Here is a 21,337-nt window from a genome sequence, read left to right on the forward strand (position 1 = left end):
CGGTCTGCTCCGACTTGCCGGCTGGGCCAACATCGCCGAAGGGTTACGCCACCATGCCAGGCATCCGGATCACGCTGCTGCACTGGTCCTGACCTGAGGAAATGCGACTATTCCGGGGCCCTGCGTCCAGGGGTGATCGTTCCCTCGGTCAGGTGGTGAATCGTTGCGGCGCAGACCGGACACGGTGTGGACGCCGGCCATTGGGTGTTCCGTAAGCCGATCGGCCAACGGAACACCACGGCGGGAGGATCCCCGCACTGGTCGCCGGTGTTCCGGTGAAGTGTTCCGCGGACTGTTCCGGTGATCCCCCGTCATATGGAACGATTGGGGTGTGGTCGAGCCCTTCCTCGTCGGATACGTGCGCTGTTCCACCGACGAACAGGACGTCGGGATCCAAACCGAGCAGCTACTCGCGCTCGGGGTGCCGTCCGAGCGGATCTTCATCGACAAAGGGTTCTCCGGCACCACCCGCAAGAACCGGACCGGACTGGACAACGCCCTCGCCGCGGTCACCTCCGCCGCGGCGGCCGTCGACGGGCGGCAGGTGGTGCTGACCACGACGAAGTTCGATCGATTCGCCCGAAACATGGCCGAGGCCGGCGAGATCCTGACCGGACTGCGCGAACGCGACGTGCTGTTCGGGCTGGGAAGCTCGATCTACGACTGGAACGACCCGTTCGGCAAGCTGTTCCTGCAAACCCTGGCCATGGTCGCCGAGTTCGAGGCCAACCTGAACCACCTCCGCACCCGGGAGGGGATGGCGAAGGCCCGCGCCAAGGGGCGACTCAAGGGCAAACAGCCGAAACTGCCCCTGGCCGCGCGGAAGACGATCCACCGCCGCTACCACGACCCCGACGACGACTCCAGCCTGGCCGATCTGGCCGACGAGTACAGCGTCGGCCGCTCCACCATCCACCGGATCGTCAGCGGCACCGCACCCAGGGCGTAGGACCTGGTTCCTCGATCACATCCTTCATCAGGCAGAAGACCTGAACTTCGTTGGATTCTCGGCGATTACTACCGGGACCCCGAGCCGGTGTGGGAGAACCCGGCCGGGTGGGGGCAGGGGCTGCGGTACCGGCTGGGCGACACCGTGTCGGTGCTCCTCGGTCTCGACCCCGGCATGGGCGTCGGTGACCCCTACAACGGCTACCCGGATCAGACGCTGGTGTCCGTCGACCTGCGCGGCGGCACCCTCGACGACGTCGACCGGGCGACGGTCTCGGAACTGCTCGCCGATCTGTCAGGATGGGGCGCATGAGTGGACCCCTGCTGCTGTTGGACGGTGCGAGTCTGTGGTTCCGGGCGTTCTACGCCCTACCGGAGTCGATGACGGCGCCCGACGGGCGTCCCGTCAACGCGGTCCGCGGGTTCACCGACATGGTCGCGGCCCTCATCACCCGCACCCAGCCGTCCCGGGTCGCCGTGTGCCTCGACCTGGACTGGCGTCCACAGTTCCGGGTCGACGCCGTCTCCTCTTACAAGGCGCACCGCGTCGCCGAATCCTCCAATGACACAGGCGGCGCCGGAACGTCCCCCGAGGAGGTACCGGACACCCTCACCCCGCAGGTCGACATGATTCATGACGTCCTCGCCGCCGCGGGCATCGCCACCGCCGGCGCCGCCGGCTTCGAGGCCGACGACGTGCTCGGCACCCTCGCCGCACAGGAGACCGTCGACGATGTCGTCGTGGTCAGTGGCGACCGGGACCTGCTGCAGGTCGTCTCCGACACACCGGTCCAGGTGCGGGTGCTGTACGTGGGACGCGGCCTCGCGAAGGCGGAACTGTTCGGTCCCGCCGAGGTCGCCGACAGGTACGGGGTGCCCACCGACCGGGCCGGTGCCGCCTACGCCGAACTCGCGTTGCTGCGCGGCGACGCATCCGACGGCCTACCCGGCGTCAAAGGCGTCGGCGAGAAGACCGCGTCGGCGCTGCTCCTGAAGTTCGGCTCCCTCACCGCCCTGCGGGACGCCGTCACCGACCCCGCCTCCGATCTCGCGAAGGGGGTGCGCGCCAAACTCGTCGCCGCCGCCGACTATCTCGACGCGGCACTACCCGTCGTGCAGGTCGTCACCGACACCGACGTACAGCTGTCGACGTCCGATCTGCTGCCCACGACGCCCGTCGACAACGAGCACCTCGAGACGCTCGCCGCCGCACTGGGTATCGAACGGTCGGTGGCCCGGCTGACCACCGCCATGGCCGCCGACCGCCCCTGACCCAGAACTACCGGGGCCGGCCGACCTCGTAGGTGCCGTCGTTGTCGGTGAACGTGACCGTCACCTTCTTCGGGGTGCCGTCGATCTTCAGGGTGCAGTCGAACGAATCGCCCTCCCGCACCTTCCGATCCGCCGGGCAACTCACCTCGCTGACACTGCGCGCCCCGTACGACTCGGTGACGACCTGCTCGACCCCCTGCTCCGCGGCCGCCCGGTCGAGGGTCTTCGCTCCGAGAACCGCCGACGCCAGCAACGCGATCCCGGCGATCCCGGCCACCGCGACCAGGCCGATACCGACCCACATGAGCGGCTTCTTGTTCCCGGGAACCTGCGGCGACTGCTGCGGCGCCGGCCACGGGGCCTGCTGCGGACCGGGCTGCCCCTGGGGTGCGCCAGGGAACGGCTGCTGCGGATAGCCGGGCTGCTGCCCGCCCCACGGCTGCGGCGGAAACTGCTGCTGCGGATACTGCGGCGGGAACTGCTGACCCGGGTACTGCTGACCCGGCTGCGGCGCCCACGGCTGCTGCGGATACTGCTGCTGCCCACCCCACGGCTGGCCACCCCACTGCGGCTGTGGTGCACCGGGGTTCGGCTGCCCCCACTGTTCGCCCGGTGTCCCCTGCCCCTGCGGCTCGCTCTTCCCGTCGTTCCCCGCGTCGCCCACTACGTCGCCCTCCGTCGATCTCGGTCCGGGCACCTACCCGGAACAGACTTCCCGGTCACCCTACGCAGCGGGCGGCGACGACGGCAGCGCGACCCGCGGCCGTCACGGCGTGACGTGCGCCGGGGTGTGGGTGACGGCTTCGATGTCGCCGACCGTCGACTCGATCAGCTGCTGAGTGAGATCCGACAGTGCCCGCGCGGTCGCCAACTCGTCCCCGATGCCGGGCACGTTGCGGTCGACCGGGTTGCGGCGCGCCAACCCGACCCCGACGAGGGTGGTGTCGCCGGTGTGCAGGCGGGCGGTCGAGCGGGTGCGGCTGTCGTGTTCGTCGACGGTGATCTCCACCGTCCACTGGGTGGTGTTCATGATCGAACTCCTCTCGCACGGCGCCCCGACAGGCCGACGTCGAAGCGTCCACCCACCAGTCAACCGCTCAGGTGGCCGACACCGCCACCACCCCGCGCCGGATCTTTCCGACCGCGCGGGCCGCGGCCTTCGCAACGGCCGGGTCGGTGGCCGTCGAATGCACCTGGTCGAGCAGGTCGATCACCTGCCGACACCAGCGAACGAAGTCGCCGGCGGACAGTTCCTTGCCGCCGGAGCCGGCCGCGACCAGCGAGTCGACGAGTGAACCGCCGCCCGCCCACTGGTAGACGGCGGTGACGAACCCGGTGTCGGGTTCCCGGGTCAGCGGCAGCTTGTGCCGGATCTCGTCGGCCCGCAACTGTCCCCACACCCGCATCGTCTCGGCGAGCGCCTGCCGGGCCGGCTCGGTCGGGCCACGATCGGGGGCGTCGGCGTCCTGCCGGGACTCGTAGACGACGGCCGAGACGACGGCCGCGAGTTCAGCCGGGCCCAGCCCCGCCCACACGCCGCGGCGCAGGCACTCGGCGACCAGCAGATCACTCTCGCTGTAGAGGCGGGCGAGGAGCCGGCCGTCGTCGGTGGCGATCGGATGCTCGTCACCGGCGGCCACGTAGCCGCGTTCGGTGAGCAGCGCGAGGATCCGGTCGAAGGTGCGGGCCAGCGAGTTCGTCGTCGCCGCCACCTTCTGCCGCATCGTCGACGTCTCCCGCTCCACCCGGTTGTAGCGTTCCCCGATCCGGCTCATCTGCTCCCGGTCGGGACTCGTGTGGCGCGGGTGCGCGCGCAGCACCTTGCGCAGTTCGGTGATCTCCCGGTCCTCGCGGCCGCTCTTCTCCCGTTTCGGTTTCCGCGGCGCGTGGATGCCGGTGCTGCGCAGCGCGGACGCCAGATCCCGCCGCACCCGCGCGGTGCGGTGGTCGACGTGCCGGGGCAGCCGCATCTTCCCCAGCGGCCGGGCCGGGACCGGGAAGTCGGCGGCGCTGAGGCGTCCGGCCCATTTCTCCTCGGTGAGGACGAGGGGGCGTGGGTCGTCGCGCCCCTGATCGGGTTCGAGGACGACTGCGAGCCCGGACCGTTTCCCGGACGGGATCGCGATGACGTCGCCGCGGCGCAGCGCGGTCAGTGCCGCGACCGCCGCCTCCCGCCGGTCCGACCGTTTCTGGCGTTCCAGCGCGCGTTCCCGGCCGCGCAGTTTCTCCTGCAGCCGGAAGTACTCGACGTACTCGCTGCCGGGGCCGCCGAGCCGCTCGAGGAGTTCGGCGAGCACCTCGTCGTTGCGTTCGATACCGCGGGTCAGGCCCACCACCGAGCGGTCCGCCTGGAACTGCGCGAACGAGCGTTCCAGCAGAGCACGGGCCTCGGGGGCACCCATCCGGTCGATCAGGTTGATCGACATGTTGTAGCCGGGTTTGAACGAACTGCGCAGCGGGAACGTGCGCGTCGACGCCAGGCCCGCGACCTCGGTGGGTTCGATCCCCGGCTGCCACAGCACCACCGCGTGGCCCTCGACGTCGATACCGCGCCGGCCGGCCCGCCCGGTGAGCTGCGTGTACTCGCCGGGGGTCAGTTCGGCGTGGGTGTCGCCGTTGAACTTGACGAGCCGCTCGAGCACCACCGACCGGGCCGGCATGTTGATGCCCAACGCGAGGGTCTCGGTAGCGAACACCGCCCGGACGAGCCCGCGGACGAACAGTTCCTCGACGGTTTCCCGGAACGCCGGCAGCATCCCGGCGTGGTGGGCGGCGAAACCGCGTTCGAGGGCCTGACGCCACCCCCAGTAGCCGAGCACCTCGAGGTCGGCGCGCGGCAGATCCTCGGTGTGTTTCTCGACGATCTCCCGGATCTGCTCGGTCTGCTCGGGGGTGGTCAGCCGCAGCTTCGAGCGCACGCACTGGCCGAGGGCCGCCTCGCAGCCGGCACGGCTGAAGATGAACGTGATCGCCGGGAGCAGGCCCTCCTCGTCGAGTCGGGCGATCACCTCGGGGCGCGGCAGCGGACGGTAGTCGCTGCGCCCCCGGTACTCCCACGAGTCGGCCCGATCCTGCGCGAGCCGCTGTTTGACGTGCCGCACCAGGGACGGATCGACCACCAGGCTCCGGCCGCCGGTCGGGGTGGCCTTCGCGTCGAACAGATCGAACAGGCGGCGTCCGACGAGGAGGTGCTGCCACAGCGGGATCGGCCGGGTCTCGTCGACCACCACCGTGGTGTCGCCCCGCACGGTCTCCATCCAGGAGCCGAACTCCTCGGCGTTGCTGACGGTCGCCGACAGGCTGACCAGCCGCACCTCCGCGGGCAGGTGCAGGATCACTTCCTCCCACACCGCGCCCCGGAACCGGTCGGCGAGGTAGTGCACCTCGTCCATCACCACGTGCGAGAGCCCCCGCAGCGCCGGCGACTGCGCATACAGCATGTTGCGCAGCACCTCGGTCGTCATCACCACGACGGGAGCATCCGAGTTGATGCTGCTGTCGCCGGTGAGCAGTCCGACCGACTCCGGGCCGTAACGTTCGGCGAGCTCGGCGAACTTCTGGTTGCTGAGCGCCTTGATCGGTGTGGTGTAGAAGCACTTGCGGCCGGACGCGAGCGCCAGGTGGACGGCGAACTCGCCGACCACCGTCTTCCCGGCACCGGTCGGCGCACACACCAGCACCCCGTGCCCGGCCTCGAGGGCCGCGCACGCCTCGACCTGGAACGGGTCGAGCGGGAAACTCAGCTGCCGGGCGAACGTGTCGAGTTGGGTCGGTGTCCTCACAGTGTGTCCGAGTAGTCCTGCTTCGTGGGGGCGGTGGCCGGCGGCACCGCGGTGACCGCATCGATCGGTGCCGGGCCGTCGATCGACGACGCCTCCTCGTCCGACAGGGCGGCCAGCGCCGCAGCCTCGTGCCGGTTCTTGCGCCTGTCGTGCAGGCGGGCGATCTGGATCGCGAACTCGAGCAGCACCGTCAGCGCCCCGGCGAGAGCCAGCATCGTGAACGGATCCTGACCCGGCGTGGCGATCGCCGCGAACACGAACAACGCCATGATCAGCCCGCGCCGCCACGCCTTGAGCTTGGCGTAGGACAGCACACCGACCACGTTGAGCGCGACGATCAGCAGCGGAAGTTCGAAACTCACACCGAACACGATCAGCACGTTGATGACGAACCCGAAGTACTGCGAACCGCTGAGCGCGGTGACCTGGACGTTGTCACCGATCGTGAGCAGGAAGTGCAGGGCCTGCGCGACGACCAGGTAGGCCAGGACGGCACCGCCGACGAACAGGAACGACGCCGCGACGACGAACCCGACCGCATACTTGCGTTCCTTGGCGTACAGGCCGGGGGTGATGAACCGCCACAGCTGGTACAGCCACACCGGGCAGGCCAGCACGATGCCGGCGGTCAGGCCCACCTTGAGGCGGAGCATGAACTGTTCGAACGGGGCCGTCGCGAGCAGTCGGCATGCGCCGTCCGTGCTGAGATCCGCGCGTGCGGACTGCGGCAGGGAACAGTACGGTCCCCGCAGCAGTTCGCCGAGACTCTCGATCCCGAAGATGCGGGTCGAGTACCAGACGAAGCCGACGATCGTGGTGACGATGATCGCCGCGACCGCGATGAGCAGTCGGGTACGCAACTCGTAGAGATGCTCGACGAGTGACATCGTGCCGTCTGGATTTGTCCTGCGCCGGCTGTGACGCGGGTCGAACGGAATTCGCACTATGGGGCCCTGGCCTTGGTCAGCAGTGATCCGGGGCGGCTATCGAACCGGCAGCCACCCCGGATGCTCGAGAATCGTGAACTAGGCCGTCTTCGGCTCGGTGCGCGGCTGCGGCGCGTCGACGACGGTCGCGTCGATCGGCGACGACAGTTGCGCCGACGAGGTCACCTCGGTGGCGGTCGACGGCGGGTTGCCGTCGTTCTGCATTTCCTTGACCTCGCTCTTGAAGATGCGCAGCGACCGGCCGAGACCGCGGGCGGCCTCGGGGAGCTTCTTCGAGCCGAACAGGATGACGACGACCAGTGCCACGATGGCCCAGTGCCAGATACTCAGCGAACCCATTGCTTCCTCCACAGATCAGTTGACTCGATGCTACCGGACCTGCGTACGACGGTCGTGGCGCAAATGTCCTGTTCACCGTGACGTAACAACCCACCGGAGCGGTATGCGCACGTGCCGGCGAACCGGTTCACGCACCCGTCACCCGAAGTTACCCGTCCCGCCGTCTCCGCGTACCCGAACCGGGCAATCCGAACAGACGAATCAGGCATTCACGGCGTCGTAGGCGTCGAGCGCGGACCGGGCCCGGGCCCGCACCTCGTCGACCAGCTCCGGCGGCCCCAGCACCGTCGCGGCCGCCCCGAAACCGAGCAGCAGCCGCGCCATCCACTCGAGCGAGCCGTACCGCATCGTCACCTCCACCGACCCGTCCGGTTCCGTCCGCACCGGATCCATCGGATACGTGTCGAGGATCCAGCCGTGCGACGGCGCGATCCGCAGCCGCGCCCGCGGCAGCGGGGCGTCGTCACTGAACAGCACCAGATGCTCGTCGGTGTCGACCGCCTGCGCCGGCGGAGCCGACGGCTCGTCGAGTTCGCGGGCGGCGTCGATCCGGTCGAACCGGAACAGCCGCACACCCTCGGACTGCCGGCACCACGCCTGCAGATACGTGCGGTCGTCGACGAGCAGCGACCGGACCGGGTCGACGACCCGCTCGGACACCGCGTCGCGGGACGCCGAGTAGTACGTCAGGTGCAGCGCATGATCGTGCCGCAGCGCGGACCGGACCGTCGCCGCGACCGGAGAATCGGACGCCGCCCCCGGACGGGGATCGTCGTCGCCGTGCAGTTCCCGCGCCGCGGTGCCGGCCGCCGACTCGATCTTCGCGATCGCCCCCCGGGCCGCCGTCGGATCCACCATGCCGGGCATCTCGGCGAGCGACCGCAACGCCACCAGCAGCACCGTCGCCTCCGTCGACGTCAACCGCAGCGGACGATCCATACCCGCGGAGAACACCACCGAGACGGTGTCCTCGTCGCACGACAGGTCGATCAGGTCACCCGGGCCGTAGCCGGGCAACCCGCACACCCACAGCTGGTGCAGATCCTTCATCAGCTTCGGAACGGTGACCCCCAACTCCCGGGCCGCCTGCTCCTTGCTGATCCCCGGATTCGCCGTGAAGTACGGCACCAGGTTCAGCAGCCGCGCCAACCGCGACACCTGCACGCTCATCGGGTCTCCTCCGTCCGGTCGCCGGCGATCCCGGCGACGGCCCGCAACTGTTCCTGCACCCGTTCCCGCAACTGCGCAGGCTCGAGCACGACCGCGTCGGCGCCGTGCCCGGCGACGATCCGGGCCGTCCAGCCCCACGACCGGACCGGGATGTCGACGACGGTGCCCGACCGCGAACCCAACTGCCGCGGACCCCGGTCGACACCGAGCCGCCGTACCTCGAGTGCGCGGCCGTCGGCCACCCACACCGCTGCGCTGCCGGTCACCTCACCGCCCCCCGTGACGGCCGCGACCACCTCCCGCAGATCGACACCCTCCGGTTTACGCACCGCATTCTCCGGGCCGACCGCCTCGACGGGATCCGCGATCCGGGACAGCCGGAACGTGCGCGTCGCCTCCCGGTCGACGTCGTGCCCGACGAGATACCACCGGCCGCGCAACGTCACCACACCCCACGGCTGCACCGTGCGGGTCACGAAATCCTCGGTGGGCGCGCCCCGATGCCGGAACGTCACCGCCCGCCCGGCGTCGATCGCCGTGAGCAGCTGCCGCATCGCCGACTCCGAGCCCCGGGTACGCGCCGGGATCGCCGACATCGGGACCGCGTCGAGTTCACCGTCGACCTGCACGCCGGCGGCCCGCAGCTTCATCAGCGCGCTCTGCGACGCGGCCGTCATCTCCGGGGAACTCCACAACCGGGCCGCCACCGCGACCGCGGCCGACTCCGCGGCGTCGAGGTCGATGTCCGGAAGCTCGTAGGCGTCCCGGTTGATCCGGTAGCCCTCCACCCCCGAGAACCGGCTCGCCGACCCCGTCTCGAGCGGGATCCCCAGATCCCGCAACTCGTTCTTGTCCCGCTCGAACATCCGGCTGAACGTGTCGTGACTGGCCGACTCGTCGTACCCGGCCACACTCGCCCGGATCTTCTCCGCGGTGAGGAACTGCCGGGTCGAGAGCAGGCAGATGACCAGGTTCGTCAACCGCTCCACTTTGGAAATTGCCACCCGCAGAGCCTAGTGGCAACCAACCCGACCAACCGTCACATGGACGCGATGAGCCGATCCACCCGCTCGTCGACCGACCGGAACGGGTCCTTACACAGCACGGTGCGCTGCGCCTGATCGTTGAGCTTGAGATGCACCCAGTCGACGGTGAAGTCGCGTCCGGCGTCCTGAGCTGCGGCGATGAAGTCCCCCCGCAGCTTCGCGCGCGTCGTCTGCGGCGGCGTCGACACCGCCAGGTCCACCGTCTCGTCCTCGGTGACCCGCTTGGCCAGGCCCTTGCGCTGCAGCAGATCGAACACGCCACGGCCCCGTTTGATGTCGTGGTACGCCAGATCCAGTTGCGCGATCTTCGGATCGGACAACTCCATGCCGTACTTGTCCTGATACCGCTGGAACAGTTTGCGTTTGATCACCCAGTCGACCTCGGTGTCGACCTTCGCGAAGTCCTGGCCCTCCACCGCGTCGAGGATCCGGCCCCACAGTTCGACGACCTGCTCGACCTGCGCGTCGGGTTCGCGGTTCCGCAGATGCTCGACGGCCCGCGCATGGTATTCCCGCTGGATGTCGAGTGCGCTGGCCTGCCGGCCGCCCGCCAGACGGACCGGACGCCGACCCGTCAGGTCGTGGCTGACCTCCCGGATCGCCCGGATCGGGTTGTCGAGCGCGAAGTCCCGGAACGGCACCCCCGCCTCGATCATCTCGAGCACCAGCGCCGCCGTGCCCACCTTGAGCATCGTGGTGGTCTCGCACATGTTGGAGTCACCGACGATCACGTGCAGCCGCCGGTACTTCTCGGCGTCCGCGTGCGGCTCGTCGCGGGTGTTGATGATCGGCCGCGACCGCGTCGTCGCCGACGACACCCCCTCCCAGATGTGCTCGGCCCGCTGCGACAGACAGAACTGTGCGGCCTTCGGGGTCTGCAGGATCTTGCCGGCACCGCAGATCAGCTGCCGGGTCACCAGGAACGGCAGCAGCACATCCGAGATCCGCGAGAACTCCCCCGCCCGGACCACCAGGAAATTCTCGTGACACCCGTACGAGTTGCCCGCCGAATCGGTGTTGTTCTTGAACAGGTAGATGTCGCCGCCGATACCCTCCTCGGCGAGCCGCTGCTCGGCATCGACGAGCAGATCCTCGAGGACCCGCTCCCCCGCCCGATCGTGGTTGACGAGTTGCAGCAGGCTGTCGCACTCGGCGGTCGCGTACTCGGGATGCGAACCGACGTCGAGATACAGCCGCGCACCGTTACGGAGGAACACGTTGGAACTGCGGCCCCACGAGACCACCCGCCGGAAGAGGTAGCGGGCAACCTCGTCCGGACTCAGCCGCCGATGACCGTGAAAGGTGCAGGTGACACCGAACTCGGTCTCGATACCCATGATTCGTCTCTGCACACCTCGACAGTACAACCGTCGAAGCCGATTGCCTTGCCGTTCAGGAACAGTCGCGTCGCCGCGGACCGAGAACGTGGCCGAAGCGAGACCTTCGCCGGGCCGGCACCCCGGCCCCGACACGAACCGACCGGGCACGCTGCTGCGTGCCCGGCCGGGGAATCGTGTGCCTGCCTCCGTGTCGGCCTATGTGTCGGTGTCCGTTCCGGGCTCCCCCGGAGCGTCTGCAGCATCTGCGGTGTCCGGGGCCGGTTCGGCCGGTGCCGCGGGCAGCAGCGCCTCGAGCGTGGGACCGGTGATCCGACGGAACGCCCGCCGGGGCCGGGACTGGTCGAGGACCGCCACCTCGAGGCTGGACACGCCGAGCACGCGACGTTCGGTCTCGGTGCCGGTGCCGTCCTGCAGGGCCCGCACCGCGACCGCGACCGCGTCGGACAGATCCAGGCCCGGACGGTACGACGCCCGCAGCACCGTCGCGATCGGCTCGGTGGTGCCGCCCATCACCACGAACTGCTGTTCGTCGACGATCGACCCGTCGTAGGTGATCCGGTACAGCTGTGCGTGCGGTGCGCTGCCGTGCCGGCCGACCTCGGCGACACAGATCTCCACCTCGTACGGCTTGGGCTGCTCGGTGAAGATGGTGCCCAGGGTCTGCGCGTACCCGTTGGCGAGGGAGCGTCCGGTGACGTCCCGGCGGTCGTACGAGTAGCCGCGCATGTCGGCGTGCACGATGCCGGCCCGGCGCAAGTTCTCGAACTCGTTGTACTTGCCGACCGCCGCGAACCCCAGCCGGTCGTACAGTTCGCTGACCTTGTGCAGCGCCGTCGACGGGTTCTCCGCCACGAACAGCACCCCGTCGGCGAACGTGAGCACGATGACGCTGCGGCCGCGCGCGATTCCCTTGCGCGCCAACTCCGAGCGATCCCGCATGATCTGCTCGGCGGAGGCATAGTACGGCAGCGTCATCGTGGGGTGCGTCCTTCCTCGGTGCGGTCGGCGAGCACCGCGCGCGCCGACTCGGCCGTCCGCTCGGCCGGCACGTACGCCGCACCGGCCGACGTGATGGTCACGGCCGTCGGGAAGATCGACCGGACCAGGTCCGGGCCGCCGGTCGCGGAATCGTCGTCGGCGGCGTCGTACAGGGCCTCGACGGCCGACCGCAGCGCCGAATCCTCGTCGCCGCCTTCCCGGTACAGCTTCTTCAGGGACGCCTTCGCGAACAGCGACCCGGAGCCGACCGCGTAGTAGCCGGCGCGTTCCTCGTAGCGGCCGCCGACGACGTCGTAGGAGACGATGCGCCCGGCCCGCTGCGCGTCCGCCGCATCGAGGTCGTACCCGACGAGCAACGGCACGACCGCCAGACCCTGCATCGCCGCACCCAGGTTGCCCCGCACCATCGACGACAGCCGGTTGGCCTTGCCGTCGAACGTCAACTGGACGCCCTCGATCTTCTCGTAATGCTCGAGTTCGACGGCGAACAGCCGCACCAGTTCGATGGCGACACCGGCGGTCCCGGCGATACCCGCCGCCGAATAGTCGTCGGTGACGAACACCTTCTCGACGTCCCGGCTGGCGATGAGGTTGCCCATCGTGGCCCTCCGGTCACCGGCGATCAGCACACCACCGGCGAACGTGATCGCCACGATCGTCGTCCCGTGCGGTGCGATGTCCGTGTCGCCTCCCTCGGTGCGGAGTCCGTCGATCCGGTTACCCGGCAACATGTCCGGTGCGTGCAGGCGCAGATGTTCGGTGAACGAGGACAGCGTCGACCCGGGACCGAACCCGCCACCGAACCCGAATCCGTGCGTACCCGACGGCAGGCCTGCGCGATCCGTCCTCACTGGCCGCCCTTCTGGACGTAGGCGCGCACGAAGTCCTCGGCGTTCTCCTCGAGCACGTCGTCGATCTCGTCGAGGAGATCGTCGGTGTCCTCCGCCAACTTCTCGCGACGTTCCTGCCCGGCCGGCCCGTCGCCGATCGGGGCATCGTCGTCGTCGCCACCACCGGCTCGCTTGGTCTGCTCCTGCGCCATGGCCACCGACCTCCTTCTCACCGCGGACCCGCCGACACGCGACCGGCGAGTCCTGCTCGGACCCTCACACTACCGACCGACGGTGCCCGTCGGGCGGCAAGCGCGCGGGGAGATTTCGTGGCGAGATCAGTTCGTGAGCTGATCTACCAGTTCAGCCGCCGAATCCACCGAATCCAGAAGCTCACCGACGTGAGCGCGGCTGCCGCGCAACGGTTCGAGGGTGGGGATCCGGACCAGCGACTCCCCACCCAGATCGAAGATCACCGAGTCCCAACTGGCCGCCGCGATGTCCGCCCCGAACCGGCGCAGGCATTCACCACGGAAGAACGCCCGGGTGTCCGTCGGCGGGGTGTGCACCGCGTCGAGGATCTGCTGCTCGGTCACCAGCCGCTGCATCGACCCGCGGGCCACGAGCCGGTTGTACAGGCCCTTGTCGAGGCGGACGTCCGAATACTGCAGGTCGAGCATGTGCAGCTTCGGCGCCGACCACGCCAGGCCCTCCCGGCTCCGGAAACCCTCCATCAGGCGCAGCTTCGCGGGCCAGTCCAGCAGGTGCGCACACTCCATCGGATCGCGTTCGAGCAGGTCGAGCACCATCGCCCACTTCTCGACGAGGTCGGCGACCCGCGGATCGTCGTTGCCCTCCCGGTCCACGAACCGCGCAACCCGGTCCAGGTAGATCCGTTGCAGCGCAAGACCGGTCAGTTCCCGGCCGTCGGCCAGTGCCACCGTCGCCCGCAGCGTCGGATCGTGGCTGATCCGGTGGACGGCGGTCACCGGGCGCGCCAACTGCAGATCCGTCAGATCCACCCCGGCCTCGACGAGATCGAGCACGAGCGCCGTCGTCCCGACCTTGAGGTACGTCGCCGTCTCTGCGAGGTTCGCGTCCCCGATGATCACGTGCAGGCGGCGGTACTTGTCGGCGTCCGCGTGCGGCTCGTCGCGGGTGTTGATGATGCCGCGTTTGAGGGTCGTCTCGAGACCCACCTCGACCTCGATGTAGTCGGCCCGCTGCGACAACTGGAAGCCGGCCTCGTCACCGGACTGGCCGATCCCGACCCTCCCGGACCCGCAGATCACCTGACGGGACGCGAAGAACGGCGTCAACCCGGCGATGATCGACGAGAACGGGGTGTCGCGGGAACACAGGTAGTTCTCGTGGGTGCCGTACGACGCGCCCTTGCCGTCGACGTTGTTCTTGTACAGCTGCAGCCGCGGCGCGCCGGGAACACTGGACGCGTGCCGGGCCGCGGACTCCATCACCCGCTCCCCCGCCTTGTCCCAGATGACGGCGTCCAGCGGATCGGTCACCTCCGGCGCCGAATACTCGGGGTGCGCGTGGTCGACGTACAGGCGGGCACCGTTGGTGAGGATCATGTTGGCGGCACCGATCTCGTCGGCGTCGATCACCGGGGCCGGCCCGCTGGTGCGGCCCAGATCGAAACCGCGGGCGTCCCGCAGCGGTGACTCCACCTCGTAGTCCCACCGGGTGCGTTTGGCCCGCGGCACCCCCGCCGCCGCCGCGTACGCGAGCACCGCCTGCGTGGACGTCAGGATCGGATTCGCCGAAGGGTCGCTGGGTGAAGAGATTCCGTACTCGACCTCGATACCGATGATCCGCTGCATGGCACGAGCCTAGATCGTTCGGCACGTCCGCAACCCGACGACGGCCGGACCCGTGCCTTGACCTTCACACTGTGTCAGGGACTCGGATGGTCGGTGAAGGAGGTGGTCGTCGTGAACACGGCCCCGGACACACTGGCTGCACCCGACCCGTCGGCCCGGCTGCGTGCCGCTCTCGCCGCCGGCACCGACCCCGATCCCGCACTTCTCGGGACGCTGATCGGCCGCTGCGCCGTCGAACCGGACTTCTACGTCCGCGACATGCTGACGTGGGCGCTGTGCCGCCTCCCGGCCGAGACCACCGTGCCGACACTGATCGCGGAGCTCGGGTCCGAGATTCCGCAGGCCCGCAGTCAGGCACTGCACACGCTGTCGAAGGTCGGGGACCCGCAGGCGTGGCCGGCGGTATCGGCGCTGCTGCACGACCCGGACGACGAGGTCGCCCGCAGCGCGTGGCGGGCGGCGGTGGCACTCGTCCCGGACGGTGGCACGGCCGAACTCGCCGCCGATCTGGCGACCGCGCTCGGCCGCGGCGACCACGACCTGCAACGCAGCCTGAGCCGGGCACTCGTCGCGCTCGGTGAGGTGATCGTGCCGATACTGGAGCAGGCCGCGGCCGGGTCTGATCCGGGACGACGGGCACACGCCGAAGCGACGCTGCGATTGCACCGCGACCCGGACAGCGCGTTCACCCTGTCGGTGGAGGCGGCGACGCGGGTCGCGGTCACCGGGCCCGACGGATAGGAGGACCGGATGTTGATCGGCGAGGTGTCACGGCGGTCGGGTGTCAGCTCCCGGATGCTGCGCCACTACGACACGCTGGGGCTGGTGTGCCCCACCGGACGGACGTCCGGCGGCTACCGCGAATACTCGGCCGACGACGTCCGGCGCCTGTTCCACGTCGAGAGCCTGCGCGCCCTCGGACTGTCGCTGCAGGAGGTCGGACGGGCACTCGACGAGCCCGGGTTCGCACCGGCGGACCTAGTGGGCGACCTGGTCCGGCACACCCGCGACCGGATCGCCGCCGAACAGGAACTGCTCGCGACACTGCAGCGGGTCGACGCCTCCGCCCCCGCCGACTGGGACGACGTCCTGCACGTCGTCGCACAGTTGCGGGCCCTCGACTCGGAGTCCGCGGCGCACCGGCAGCAGGCGGCCCTGGCCCCGGACGCGCACACCGCCCTGTCCGCCGCGGCGCTGGTCGAGGCCGTGCTGACGGAGGACGACCTCAACGTGGCGGGCGCACTGCGCTGGCTGCTGGCGCGGACGGGCGGGCCGGTGCCCGCGGAGTTGTCCACCGCCCTGCACTCCGGCTCGGTCGACGTCCGGCGGCGGGCCGTCGCCGCGATCGCGTCGGTCCGCACCGCGGAGGCGTCGGCGGCGCTGCGCCGGGCCCTCGACGACACCGACACGATGGTCCGGGAGCGGGCGGCGCTCACGCTCGCATCCCGCGGCGTCGTCGACGCGGCACCCGAGTTGGTCGAGATGATCGTCGACGGGCGACGTGACGTCGAGGCCGCCGAGGCACTCGGACTGCTGGTCGGCGACCCGTCCGTCGGCCTGCTGCTGGACCGGGTGGACACCGCCGTCGACGCGGCCGTCCGCGGACGGATCACGCAGGCGCTCGCCGAGATTCCCGGCGAGACGGCCCGGGCGGCGCTCGAACGGATGACCGGTGACGCCGACCGGACGGTCGCGGCCACCGCGGCGGCGATCCTGGCGATCCGGGAGAACCCGGCGATGCGCTGATCGCGCCCGGTGCCACGATGGGTGCATGGACGAAGTGGTGGCGGTCTACGACGAGCACGGCACACCGACGGGGACCGCGCTGCGGTCCCGGGTGTACGCGGAGGGCCTGTGGCACGCGAGCGCGGGGGTGCTGCTGCGCTCGCTCGACGGCAGTCGCCTGTACGTGCACCGCCGCTCCCCGGACAAGGCGGTGTTCGCGGGCCTGCACGACTGCCTGGCCGGCGGCGTCGTCGACCCGGGTGAGACGCCGGAGCAGGCGGCCCGCCGCGAACTGGCCGAGGAACTCGGGGTCACCGGGGTACCGTTGACGCCGCTGTCGCGGATCGCGTGGGACGGTGTGTGGGCGGATGCGCCACTGCGCTGCCACCTGTTCGCGTTCGAGGCCCGCTACGACGGTCCGATCCGGCACCAGGCCAGTGAGATCGCCGACGGCTGGTGGTGGACGGACCGGCAACTGCACGAACACCTGCAGGACCCGCGGTGGCCGTTCGTGCCGGACACCCGGATCCTGTTGGCGGGACTCGTCTGATTCCGTCGATTCTGCCGTGGACGGACCCGGCCACCGGGCCCGCCGACGGTGTTAGCGTTGACCACACACTGTCTCGCCCCGGGAGGCGACGACCATGGCCAACTCGGTGATGGACGACTACGGAAGCCAGCTGCGGACCGCGTTTCATCGGCTGCAGGACTGGCCCTATCCGGACCAGATCAGTCACGGACTGTTCCGCGCCCTGACGAAGACACCGCACGATGTCGGCGGCGAACCCGATGCTCCTGCCGTGTTCGAGGAGAAGCAGGAAGAACTCTGGGAGCTCAACACCTTCGTCACCTGCGAGGTCCTGGGCTGGCGCGGCATCTGGACCTCCGAGGAACGCCGACGGCTCGGGAACGTCGACGTCGGCCGCACCAACTATCTCGCCCTGCCCTACTACGGGCGCTGGGTGCTGGCCATGGCCCGCTGCCTGGTCGACAAGCATCACATCACGCTCGGGGAACTCGTCGAGCGAGCCGACGCGGTGCGGTCCCGTCAGCAGAACGGCACCGGGCCGCTCGAGGCCGCGCCCCGGAGCATCGGGGACGGCGCCGCGGTGGTGCGGAACCGCCATCACACCGAGGCGGTCGGCAAGGGAGATCCCCAGTGTTTCGCCGGCCGGGCCGAGGCCCCTAGGTTCGCGGTGGGTGACCGGGTGCTGGTGCGGGATCTGCCGACGATCTTCTACACCCGCACCCAGGAGTACCTGCGCGACAAGCCTGCCACCGTCGCGAGGGTCTCCTACGAGAGCCCCACGCCCGAGGACGAGGCGTTCGACCGCGAAGATCAGCGGCCGCAGTGGTTCTACATCGTGCGGTTCGCGATGCGCGACCTGTGGGATCCGTACCGCGGCTGCCCCGACGACACCCTCCAGGCGGAGATCTCCGAACCCTGGCTCGCGCCGCTGTGATGCCGTCGATCCATCACCGTCGACGAGACGACTTCGGATGAGCACGCCATCGGACGAACCCGATCGCACTGCGCCGGACGACGATTCACCTCCCCGGCACGGCGCCCCCATGGTCGAGGAGGTCACCGACTTCGAGGTCCTCGAGATCGCGATCCGGGAACTCGCGATCGAGAAGGGCCTGTTCACCGCCGAGGACCACCGGCGCTACACCGAGTACTTCGAGCAACTCGGACCGACACCGGGTTCCCGCCTGGTCGCCAAGGCCTGGTCCGACCCCGACTACCGGCAGCTGGTTTTCGAGGACCCCATCGCCGCCTGCACCGAGATCGGCGTCGACTGGCTGCAGCCGACCGGGTTCGGCACGCCCAGCGACTTCACGGCACTGCACATCCTCGAGGACACCCCGACGCTGCACCACGTGATCGTCTGCACGCTGTGCTCCTGCTATCCGCGGCCGCTGCTCGGCAACTCCCCGGAGTGGTACCGCACCCCGAACTACCGTCGGCGCATCGTGCGCTGGCCCCGCCAGGTCCTGGGCGAGTTCGGGCTCTTCCTGCCCGAGGAGGTCGCGATCCGCGTCGAGGACTCCAACTCCAAGCACCGGTTCGCGGTGCTGCCCGTCCGCCCGGCCGGCACCGACGGCTGGAGCGAGGACCGGCTCGCGGAGATCGTCACCCGGGACTGCCTGATCGGGGTCGCCCTCCCCACCCCCGGGGTCACCTCGAATGCCGCACGCCCGGTCCATCCCGCCGTACACCCGATCGGCGATCAGTAACTCAGCGAGGACTGACGATGGCAGACGAACAGAACGTCACCGGCATCAGAGTGCCGGTCCTGGACCGGATCGTCACCCGCGGTCAGGTGTGGCCGCGGATGGCGGAGAAGCACGGGGTCACCAACCCCGTTCCGCCGTGGAAGTCCAGCCTCGACGCGACGTGCGACGCCCTCGACCGGGAAGCGACGACGCTGCCGCCGCTCACCCGGCGTCGCGAGGAGGACGCGCTCGTCGAGGACGTCTACCGCGACCTACCGTTCCCCGAGAACCAGCTCGTGGCGCTCGCGCATTCGCTGATCGCCAGGAACGTCGTCGACGAGACCGAACTGTCGCAGCGGCTCGCCCTCGTGCGGGCCCGACTCGAGGCCGCCGGCGACTGACGACCGGGGTGCACGAAAAGGGGGGATCCGGCCGGATCCCCCCTTTTCGTGGAACGTGTGCCCTACAGGTACTGCCCGGTGTTCGACTCGGTGTCGATCGCGCGGCTCGCGCTCGCATTCTTCCCGGTGACCAGGGTGCGGATGTAGACGATCCGTTCGCCCTTCTTACCGGAGATCCGCGCCCAGTCGTCCGGGTTGGTGGTGTTCGGCAGATCCTCGTTCTCGGAGAACTCGTCGACGATCGAATCGAACACGTGCTGCACCCGCAGACCCGGCGAACCGGTCTCGAGCACCGACTTGATCGCGTACTTCTTGGCCCGGTCCACGATGTTCTGGATCATCGCGCCCGAGTTGAAGTCCTTGAAGAACAGGACCTCCTTGTCGCCGTTGGCGTACGTGACCTCGAGGAACCGGTTGTCGTCGCTCTCCGCGTACATCCGGTCCACGACCCGCACGATCATCGCCTTGATGCAGGCGATCCGGTCGCCGTGGAACTCGGCGAGATCGTCGGCGTGCAGCGGCAGCGTCTCGGTCAGGTACTTCGAGAAGATGTCCTGCGCCGATTCGGCGTCCGGCCGCTCGATCTTGATCTTCACGTCGAGCCGGCCGGGACGCAGGATCGCCGGGTCGATCATGTCCTCACGGTTGGACGCACCGATCACGATGACGTTCTCGAGGCCCTCGACGCCGTCGATCTCGCTGAGCAGCTGCGGCACCACCGTCGTCTCCACATCCGACGACACCCCCGACCCGCGGGTCCGGAAGATCGAGTCCATCTCGTCGAAGAACACGATCACCGGGGTGCCCTCGGACGCCTTCTCCCGCGCCCGCTGGAAGATCATCCGGATGTGCCGCTCGGTCTCGCCGACGAACTTGTTGAGCAGCTCCGGGCCCTTGATGTTGAGGAAGTAGGACTTGGCCTCCTTGCTGTCCTCACCGCGCACCTCCGCGATCTTCTTCGCCAGCGAGTTCGCGACCGCCTTCGCGATCAGCGTCTTGCCGCAGCCCGGCGGGCCGTACAACAGCACACCCTTCGGCGGGCGCAACGCGTACTCGTGGAACAGATCCTTGTGCAGGAACGGCAGTTCCACCGCGTCCCGGATCTGCTCGATCTGCCGGCCCAGACCACCGATGTCCTCGTAGCCGACATCCGGAACCTCCTCGAGCACGAGGTCCTCGACCTCCGCCTTGGGGATCCGCTCGAACGCGTACCCGGCCTTCGTGTCGACCAGCAGGGAGTCCCCGGGACGCAGCCGGCGCGACGGCGAATCCGGATCCTTCACGACCTCCTCGGCAGCGATCTCCGCGAGCGGCGCCGCCAACCACACGACGCGTTCCTCGTCGGCATGCCCGACGACCAGCGCCCGCCGGCCGTCGTCGAGAACCTCACGCAGCGCACAGATCTCGCCGATCTGCTCGAAATCGGTGGCCTCGACGATCGTCAACGCCTCGTTGAGGCGCACCGTCTGCCCCGTCGACAACGCGTCGGTCTCGACGTTCGGGGAGCACGTCAGACGCATCTTGCGGCCCGACGTGAACACGTCGACCGTCTGATCGTCGTGGACGGCCAGCAACACGCCGTACCCGCTCGGCGGCTGACCGAGCCGATCGACCTCCTCGCGCAACGCGATGAGCTGCTGCCGCGCCTCCTTGAGGGTGTCCATGAGCTTGCCGTTGCGGACCGTCAACGACTCCACACGGGACTCGAGGTCACGCACCGCGTCCGGCGATCCGGCGAGCTGCCTGCGCAGTGCCGCCGCCTCCGCCTTCAACGCGTCGAGTTCACGTGCCGCCGCAATCGGATCCGGGTTCTCTGTCGGGTTCATGTGCAGCTCCTCCCAGGTCGATTCATCAACGCTACCGGCACCGCGGTCGATGCGGGTCGCGACACGGGTACCGACCTGTCCGTCAGCTCACACTCGGGCCGAAAACCACCCCATAACACCCATGTTAGCCTTACCTTCCTAGTGCTCGGTCGTGTTCGAACGGCCCACGAAACGAAAGGCCCCACCCGTGATCATCCGCAAGTCCCTCGTCGCCGCCGGTGTGCTCGCCGCCGCAATCGGCATGACCGCGTGCAGCTCGAACGACTCCACCGACACCGCCACCGCCCCGGCGAAGGACGTCCTGCAGCAGCAGCTGACCGTCTTCTTCGACCCGGCCGCCACCGTCGAACAGAAGGAAGCCGTCGTCGAACGCGGCACCGACCGCGCCGCCCTCCTCAAGCAGTTCAACGGCGTCCTCGCCGGCTACCCGCTCACCGCGACCGTCACGTCCGTCACCGCCGACGGCGGCACCGTCACCGCCGTCACCGACATCGCGACCTCCCACGGCACCGCCCCCGTCCCCGTCACCTTCACCGACGTGAACGGCACCTGGGTCATCACCGACGCCAGCACCTGCGACATCTTCGGCATGGGCCGCCTGAGCTGCTCCTGACGGGTTCTCCCCCACTACAGCTGAAGGGTCCCTTCGTGCGCTCC

General features: G+C 69.4%; 23 protein-coding genes. 10 read left to right on the forward strand and 13 right to left on the reverse strand.

Features of this window, described 5'->3' with window-relative positions; translation table 11 throughout:
• Positions 1-331 precede the first annotated feature (331 nt).
• The 3 genes from E0497_RS17265 (at position 332) to E0497_RS17275 (ending at position 2,220) form a co-directional block, all read left to right on the forward strand.
• Entirely contained in the window at positions 332-949 is a 618-nt protein-coding gene (locus tag E0497_RS17265) for a recombinase family protein (protein ID WP_137726031.1), read from the forward strand.
• A gap of 87 nt (positions 950-1,036) precedes the next feature.
• Positions 1,037-1,261, forward strand: a complete 225-nt coding sequence (locus tag E0497_RS17270) for a hypothetical protein (RefSeq protein WP_137726032.1) — start codon at positions 1,037-1,039, stop codon at positions 1,259-1,261.
• Complete coding sequence (locus tag E0497_RS17275; protein WP_137726033.1) at positions 1,258-2,220, forward strand: 5'-3' exonuclease; 963 nt, start codon at positions 1,258-1,260, stop codon at positions 2,218-2,220. The genes E0497_RS17270 and E0497_RS17275 overlap by 4 nt, the downstream gene beginning before the upstream one ends.
• A 7-nt stretch (positions 2,221-2,227) precedes the next feature.
• Here E0497_RS17275 and E0497_RS17280 read toward each other — a convergent pair whose 3' ends face one another.
• From E0497_RS17280 to dop, 12 genes are all read right to left on the reverse strand, one after another.
• Complete coding sequence (locus E0497_RS17280) at positions 2,228-2,884, reverse strand: DUF4333 domain-containing protein (protein WP_137726034.1); 657 nt, start codon at positions 2,882-2,884, stop codon at positions 2,228-2,230.
• 102 nt (positions 2,885-2,986) lie between these two features.
• A complete protein-coding gene (locus tag E0497_RS17285; RefSeq protein WP_137726035.1) occupies positions 2,987-3,250 on the reverse strand; it encodes a DUF1876 domain-containing protein in 264 nt (87 codons plus the stop codon).
• A 67-nt stretch (positions 3,251-3,317) separates the two neighbouring features.
• Entirely contained in the window at positions 3,318-6,002 is a 2,685-nt protein-coding gene (locus E0497_RS17290) for a DEAD/DEAH box helicase (protein ID WP_137726036.1), read from the reverse strand.
• A complete protein-coding gene (tatC, locus tag E0497_RS17295) occupies positions 5,999-6,946 on the reverse strand; it encodes a twin-arginine translocase subunit TatC (RefSeq protein ID WP_137726037.1) in 948 nt (315 codons plus the stop codon). Before tatC ends, E0497_RS17290 begins: the two co-directional genes overlap by 4 nt.
• 81 nt (positions 6,947-7,027) lie before the next feature.
• Positions 7,028-7,288, reverse strand: coding sequence for a Sec-independent protein translocase subunit TatA (gene tatA / locus E0497_RS17300; protein WP_137726038.1), 261 nt, complete (start codon positions 7,286-7,288; stop codon positions 7,028-7,030).
• A gap of 201 nt (positions 7,289-7,489) precedes the next feature.
• A complete protein-coding gene (locus tag E0497_RS17305) occupies positions 7,490-8,458 on the reverse strand; it encodes a helix-turn-helix transcriptional regulator (protein WP_137726039.1) in 969 nt (322 codons plus the stop codon).
• Complete coding sequence (locus tag E0497_RS17310; RefSeq protein WP_137726040.1) at positions 8,455-9,462, reverse strand: helix-turn-helix transcriptional regulator; 1,008 nt, start codon at positions 9,460-9,462, stop codon at positions 8,455-8,457. Before E0497_RS17310 ends, E0497_RS17305 begins: the two co-directional genes overlap by 4 nt.
• A gap of 35 nt (positions 9,463-9,497) precedes the next feature.
• Entirely contained in the window at positions 9,498-10,856 is a 1,359-nt protein-coding gene (pafA, locus tag E0497_RS17315) for a Pup--protein ligase (protein ID WP_194150330.1), read from the reverse strand.
• A 183-nt stretch (positions 10,857-11,039) separates the two neighbouring features.
• Positions 11,040-11,819, reverse strand: coding sequence for a proteasome subunit alpha (prcA, locus tag E0497_RS17320; RefSeq protein WP_137726041.1), 780 nt, complete (start codon positions 11,817-11,819; stop codon positions 11,040-11,042).
• On the reverse strand, positions 11,816-12,574 hold the full coding sequence (prcB, locus tag E0497_RS17325) for a proteasome subunit beta (protein WP_137726075.1): 759 nt from the start codon (positions 12,572-12,574) through the stop codon (positions 11,816-11,818). The genes prcA and prcB overlap by 4 nt, the downstream gene beginning before the upstream one ends.
• A 116-nt stretch (positions 12,575-12,690) precedes the next feature.
• Entirely contained in the window at positions 12,691-12,885 is a 195-nt protein-coding gene (locus E0497_RS17330) for a ubiquitin-like protein Pup (protein ID WP_137726042.1), read from the reverse strand.
• A gap of 126 nt (positions 12,886-13,011) precedes the next feature.
• Positions 13,012-14,511, reverse strand: coding sequence for a depupylase/deamidase Dop (gene dop, locus E0497_RS17335; RefSeq protein WP_137726043.1), 1,500 nt, complete (start codon positions 14,509-14,511; stop codon positions 13,012-13,014).
• 102 nt (positions 14,512-14,613) lie between these two features.
• Here dop and E0497_RS17340 point away from each other — a divergent pair, with 102 nt between their 5' ends.
• From E0497_RS17340 to E0497_RS17365, 6 genes are all read left to right on the forward strand, one after another.
• Complete coding sequence (locus tag E0497_RS17340) at positions 14,614-15,252, forward strand: HEAT repeat domain-containing protein (protein ID WP_421958359.1); 639 nt, start codon at positions 14,614-14,616, stop codon at positions 15,250-15,252.
• Between the two features lie 9 nt (positions 15,253-15,261).
• On the forward strand, positions 15,262-16,257 hold the full coding sequence (locus E0497_RS17345) for a MerR family transcriptional regulator (protein ID WP_137726044.1): 996 nt from the start codon (positions 15,262-15,264) through the stop codon (positions 16,255-16,257).
• A 25-nt stretch (positions 16,258-16,282) separates the two neighbouring features.
• Positions 16,283-16,786 carry an NUDIX hydrolase gene (locus tag E0497_RS17350; RefSeq protein ID WP_137726045.1) on the forward strand — a complete coding sequence of 168 codons (504 nt, stop codon included), beginning with the start codon at positions 16,283-16,285 and terminating at the stop codon, positions 16,784-16,786.
• A 94-nt stretch (positions 16,787-16,880) separates the two neighbouring features.
• Positions 16,881-17,699, forward strand: a complete 819-nt coding sequence (locus E0497_RS17355; RefSeq protein WP_137726046.1) for an SH3-like domain-containing protein — start codon at positions 16,881-16,883, stop codon at positions 17,697-17,699.
• A gap of 37 nt (positions 17,700-17,736) precedes the next feature.
• The gene (gene scnC, locus E0497_RS17360) at positions 17,737-18,474 is read left to right on the forward strand and encodes a thiocyanate hydrolase subunit gamma (RefSeq protein WP_137726047.1); all 738 of its coding nucleotides are present in this window, start codon (positions 17,737-17,739) and stop codon (positions 18,472-18,474) included.
• Between the two features lie 17 nt (positions 18,475-18,491).
• Positions 18,492-18,854, forward strand: coding sequence for a thiocyanate hydrolase (locus E0497_RS17365; protein WP_137726048.1), 363 nt, complete (start codon positions 18,492-18,494; stop codon positions 18,852-18,854).
• Positions 18,855-18,916: 62 nt separating this feature from the next.
• Here E0497_RS17365 and arc read toward each other — a convergent pair whose 3' ends face one another.
• Entirely contained in the window at positions 18,917-20,680 is a 1,764-nt protein-coding gene (gene arc / locus E0497_RS17370) for a proteasome ATPase (RefSeq protein WP_137726049.1), read from the reverse strand.
• A 187-nt stretch (positions 20,681-20,867) separates the two neighbouring features.
• Here arc and E0497_RS17375 point away from each other — a divergent pair, with 187 nt between their 5' ends.
• Positions 20,868-21,293: an MTB12 C-terminal domain-containing protein gene (locus E0497_RS17375; protein WP_137726050.1), complete on the forward strand. Its 426-nt coding sequence runs from the start codon at positions 20,868-20,870 to the stop codon at positions 21,291-21,293.
• Positions 21,294-21,337: the final 44 nt, after the last annotated feature.

This window comes from Prescottella subtropica, from assembly GCF_005434945.1.
In the GTDB taxonomy this organism is placed as follows: Bacteria; Actinomycetota; Actinomycetes; order Mycobacteriales; family Mycobacteriaceae; genus Prescottella; species Prescottella subtropica.